Below are 4,258 nucleotides of genomic sequence, written 5' to 3'. Positions count from 1 at the left end.
CATGGGAGGCAGGGGGTCGGAGTTTATTATTTTATTCGGGGGGGCGGGGCGGCGACGTGGGGAGGGGCGGCGACGTGGGGATGGGCGGCGACGTGGGGAGGGGGAGCGGGAGGACCGGGAGGACCGGCAGGGGGGGACGGAGAGCGTGGCGGTGGCCGGCGCTTCGGAGCGCGGGCGGCCTCGCGGTGGCGTTTCCCGCCCTTGCGGTGCCGGCCGGTTGCGGTTCGCACGACCGGGCGGCTGAACAGGAACCAGATCCTGCCCAAGCCGCCCGGGAAGCGCAAGGGTTCACGGTTCAGTCGCCGAGGACCGCCTCCAGGTCGATCCGCGCGAGGCGCTCGGGGTCCGTGAGGATGTCGAGCGCGACGACCTTCCCGTCCTCGACGGTGAACGCCATGACCGACAGGGGCTTGCCGTCGGCCATCGCGAGCACACCGGGAAGGCCGTTGACGAGGACCGGATGGGCCGCCGCGGCGAACCGGGCGAAGGTGATCGCCTGCGAGGCGACCTGCGCCGCCCCGCGCCGGACGGCGCCGGGGCGCGGCGCGCCGCCGTCGGAGCGGGCGACGATCCCGGGGTCCAGGAGGTCGACGAGTGCATCGAGGTCCCCGCCGCGCGAGGCGGTGAGGAACGCGTCGACGACTTCGCGGGTGCGCACCAGGTCGCCGTCGGGGGTGGGCGCGGCGTCCTGGACCCGGCGGCGGGCGCGGCTGGCGAGCTGCCGGGTGGAGGCGGCGGTACGGCCGAGGAGCGGGGCGATCTCGTCGAAGGGGACGGCGAACAGGTCGTGCAGGACGAAGGCGAGCCGCTCGGCGGGGGCCAGCGCGTCCAGGACGACCAGCAGGGCGATGCCCACGGAGTCGGCGACGAGTGCCTCGTGCTCCGGATCGAGGCCGGCGATCCCGGTGACCACCGGGTCGGGCAGCCGGACGTACCCCTCCCGGTCGTACAGCGGGTCCTCGCGCCGTGAGGTGCGCGACCTCAGCATGTCGAGGCACACCCGGCCGACCACCGTCGTGAGCCAGCCGCCCAGGTTCTCCACGGCGCCGGCGTCCGAGCGGCTGAGCTTGAGCCACGCCTCCTGCACGGCGTCCTCGGACTCGCTCAGCGAGCCCAGCATCCGGTAGGCCACGGCCCGCAGGTGCGGCCGGTGCTCCTCGAACCTCCGGGCCAGGGTGTCCTGCTCGCTCACCTGTCACGTCCTCGCGTCGTGATCGTCGGTACACGACGCAACGTTAACGGGACGGCCCTCCCCGGAGTCCACATCATGGACAACTACGCTCAGGACATGAACGCTGAAGCCGCCGACGCGCTCGCCGCCGTGAAAGACGCCGACCGCAAGCATGTCTTCCACTCCTGGTCCGCGCAGGAGCTCATCGACCCGCTCGCCGTGGCCGGGGCCGAGGGCTCGTACTTCTGGGACTACCAGGGCAACCGCTACCTCGACTTCTCCAGCGCCCTCGTCTACACGAACATCGGCTACCAGCACCCCAGGGTGACGGCGGCCATCCAGGAGCAGGCGGCCGAGCTCTGCACCGTCGCGCCCGGCTTCGCCGTCGACGTCCGCTCGGAGGCGGCCCGGCTGATCGCCGAGCGCACCCCCGGCGACCTCGACAAGATCTTCTTCACCAACGCGGGTGCCGAGGCCGTCGAGAACGCCGTACGGATGGCCCGGCTGCACACCGGCCGGCCCAAGGTGATGTCCGCGTACCGCTCGTACCACGGGGCGACGTCCACCGCGATCAACCTGACCGGTGACGCCCGCCGCTTCGGCAACGACAGCGCGACCGCCGGCGTCGTGCACTTCTGGGGGCCCTTCGCCTACCGCTCGCCCTTCTACGCGGCCACGGAGGCCGAGGAGTGCGAGCGCGCCCTGCGCCACCTCGAGGACACGATCGTCTTCGAGGGCCCGCAGTCCATCGCCGCGATCATCCTGGAGACCGTCGGCGGCGCTCCGGGCGTGCTCGTGCACCCCGACGGCTACCTGGCGGGCGTCCGCGAGCTCTGCGACCGCTTCGGGATCGTCTTCATCCTCGACGAGATCATGGTCGGCTTCGGCCGCACCGGGCGGTGGTTCGCGTCCGAGCACTGGGGCGTCACCCCCGACCTGATCTGCTTCGCCAAGGGCGTGACCAGCGGATACATCCCGCTCGGCGGGGTCGCCATCTCGGCCGCCATCGCCGAGACCTTCGCCCGCCGGCCCTACCCGGGCGGGCTGACGTACTCCGGGCACGTCCTGGCCTGCGCCGCCGCCGTGGCGACGATCAACGTCATGGAGGAGGAGGGCATCGTCGAGCAGTCCGCCCGCACCGGCACGGAGCTGCTGGGCCCCGGCCTGCGCGCCCTCGCCGAGAAGCACCCCTCGGTCGGGGAGGTCCGCGGCCTGGGCACGTTCTGGGCCCTGGAGCTCGTACGGGACCGGCGCACGCGCGAGCCGCTCGTCCCGTACAACGCCTCCGGGGCGGACAACGCGCCGATGGCCGAGTTCGGGGCCGCCTGCAAGAAGGGCGGGCTGTGGCCGCTGATCGCCGGCAACCGCATCCACGTCGCCCCGCCCTGCAACATCGGCCCCGAGGACGTGGCCAAGGGCCTCGGGATCCTCGACGAGGCCCTGTCGGTCGCGGATACGCACACCGTCTGACCTGCACGGACGCACGGTCGCCCAATCCGTGGGTGCCGCTCTCGGAGGATCCGAGCCATCACGAACAGCACGTGAACGTGCTGAAATCCGACAGAGCACCTACGGACCGGGATGCACGTCAGTCCCGGGGCGGTCCTGTGGGACCGAACGGCGGGGAGCGGGCCGACCGCTGGACGCCGGGCGTACGGGATCCAGTCAGCCGGACTCCGTGTACCCGAAGGAAGACAGCCATGAGCAAGCACATCCTGGCGCAGAACCAGTACGGCAAGGCCGAGAACCGCATCGTCAAGGTCACCCGCAAGGGCCATGGGGGCACCTCCCGGACGGAGTCCGGGGGAGGGTCATGGCACGAGATCCGGGACCTCAACGTATCGGTCGCGCTCCGGGGCGAGTTCCGCGACGTCCACCTGACCGGCGACAACGCCAACTGCCTGCCCACCGACACCACCAAGAACACGGTGTACGCCTTCGGCAAGGAGCACGGCATCGCCTCCCCCGAGGCCTTCGGCATCCTGCTCGCGAAGCACTTCGTCTCCTCCCAGTCGCCGATCCGCGAGGCGCAGATCCGGATCGAGGAGTACGCCTGGGAGCGGATCCCGGTACCGACGCGCAAGGAGCAGCACTCCTTCGTCCGCAAGGGCCAGGAGGTGCGCACCGCGCAGATCACGTACAGCGAGACGACCGGTCTGCAGGTCATCTCGGGTCTGAAGGACCTGACCGTGATGAACTCGACGAACTCCGAGTTCCACGGCTACATCAAGGACCGGTACACGACGCTCAAGGAGGCGTACGACCGCATCCTGGCGACCAAGGTCACCGCGCGCTGGGCGCACTCGGCGCTGGCGGCCGACGACGACGCGTTCGACTGGGACCAGTCGTACAAGAAGGTCCGCAAGAACATGCTGGAGGCCTTCGCCGAGACCTACTCGTACTCGCTCCAGCAGACCCTGAACCAGATGGCCGAGCGGGTGCTCGACAACTGCCCGCGGGTCAACGAGGTGCGCCTCAACCTGCCCAACAAGCACCACTTCCTCGTCGACCTGGAGCCCTTCGGCCTGAAGAACGACAACGAGGTCTATTTCGCGGCGGACCGGATGTACGGCCTGATCGAGGGCACCGTCCACCGCGACGGCGTACAGCCGGTGATCGCGACGAGCGACTGGATCGTGGCGTAGACACGGGCGGTACCGGCAGTGCGGGCAGTACCGGTACCGCCGGCAGTACCGGCGGGACCCGGGGGCGTCCTCACGGTGCGTCCAGCGGCCGGCCGAGCTGGAGGTTCCACCGGCCGAGCCGCCCGGTGAGCGTGGTCACGGTGTCGGGCCGGACGTCCAGGCGCCAGAACGCGGCGGCCGGCAGCTCCAGCGCGTGCACGACGGCGGCGCGTACGACGGCCTGGTCGACCACCATGCGATGGGTGCCCGCGGCCAGCCCGGCGAGCACGGCGCCGACGCGGGAGATCAGCGCGGTGACGGACTCCCCGCCCGGCGGGGCGTAGTCGGGGTCGGTCAGCCAGCGGTGCACAGCGGGGGGGGGGGCGCGGGGGGGGGGGGGGGCGGGGGGGGGGCGGGGCGCGGGCGGGGCGCCGCGCCCGCGCCGCGCGCGCGCGCTGCGGGG

Annotated in this window: 4 protein-coding genes; 2 read left to right on the top strand and 2 right to left on the bottom strand. The window is 71.7% G+C overall.

The features are described 5' to 3' along the window. Positions 1 to 295: 295 nt before the first annotated feature. The gene (locus tag ACFXA3_RS37150) at positions 296 to 1,192 is read right to left on the bottom strand and encodes a sigma-70 family RNA polymerase sigma factor (RefSeq protein ID WP_385194720.1); all 897 of its coding nucleotides are present in this window, start codon (positions 1,190 to 1,192) and stop codon (positions 296 to 298) included. Between the two features lie 96 nt (positions 1,193 to 1,288). Here ACFXA3_RS37150 and ACFXA3_RS37145 point away from each other — a divergent pair, with 96 nt between their 5' ends. Further along, entirely contained in the window at positions 1,289 to 2,641 is a 1,353-nt protein-coding gene (locus ACFXA3_RS37145) for an aspartate aminotransferase family protein (RefSeq protein WP_385194718.1), read from the top strand. A 230-nt stretch (positions 2,642 to 2,871) separates the two neighbouring features. Next, complete coding sequence (gene pucL, locus ACFXA3_RS37140) at positions 2,872 to 3,816, top strand: factor-independent urate hydroxylase (protein ID WP_385194715.1); 945 nt, start codon at positions 2,872 to 2,874, stop codon at positions 3,814 to 3,816. A 70-nt stretch (positions 3,817 to 3,886) separates the two neighbouring features. Here the strand turns inward: pucL and ACFXA3_RS37135 are convergent, their stop codons facing one another. After that, positions 3,887 to 4,165 carry a histidine phosphatase family protein gene (locus ACFXA3_RS37135; protein WP_385194713.1) on the bottom strand — a complete coding sequence of 93 codons (279 nt, stop codon included), beginning with the start codon at positions 4,163 to 4,165 and terminating at the stop codon, positions 3,887 to 3,889. Positions 4,166 to 4,258: the final 93 nt, after the last annotated feature.

The sequence above is a fragment of the Streptomyces sp. NPDC059456 genome (genome assembly GCF_042750055.1).
In the GTDB taxonomy this organism is placed as follows: Bacteria; Actinomycetota; Actinomycetes; order Streptomycetales; family Streptomycetaceae; genus Streptomyces.
Note: the sequence above shows the minus strand (reverse complement) of the source record. Positions and strands in the feature narration are given on the sequence as shown.

Excerpts from the sequence above, each read along its gene's own strand:
- pucL (WP_385194715.1), top strand. The coding sequence starts at position 2,872 with ATGAGCAAGCACATCCTGGCGCAGAACCAGTACGGCAAGGCCGAGAAC.
- ACFXA3_RS37145 (WP_385194718.1), top strand. The coding sequence starts at position 1,289 with ATGAACGCTGAAGCCGCCGACGCGCTCGCCGCCGTGAAAGACGCCGAC.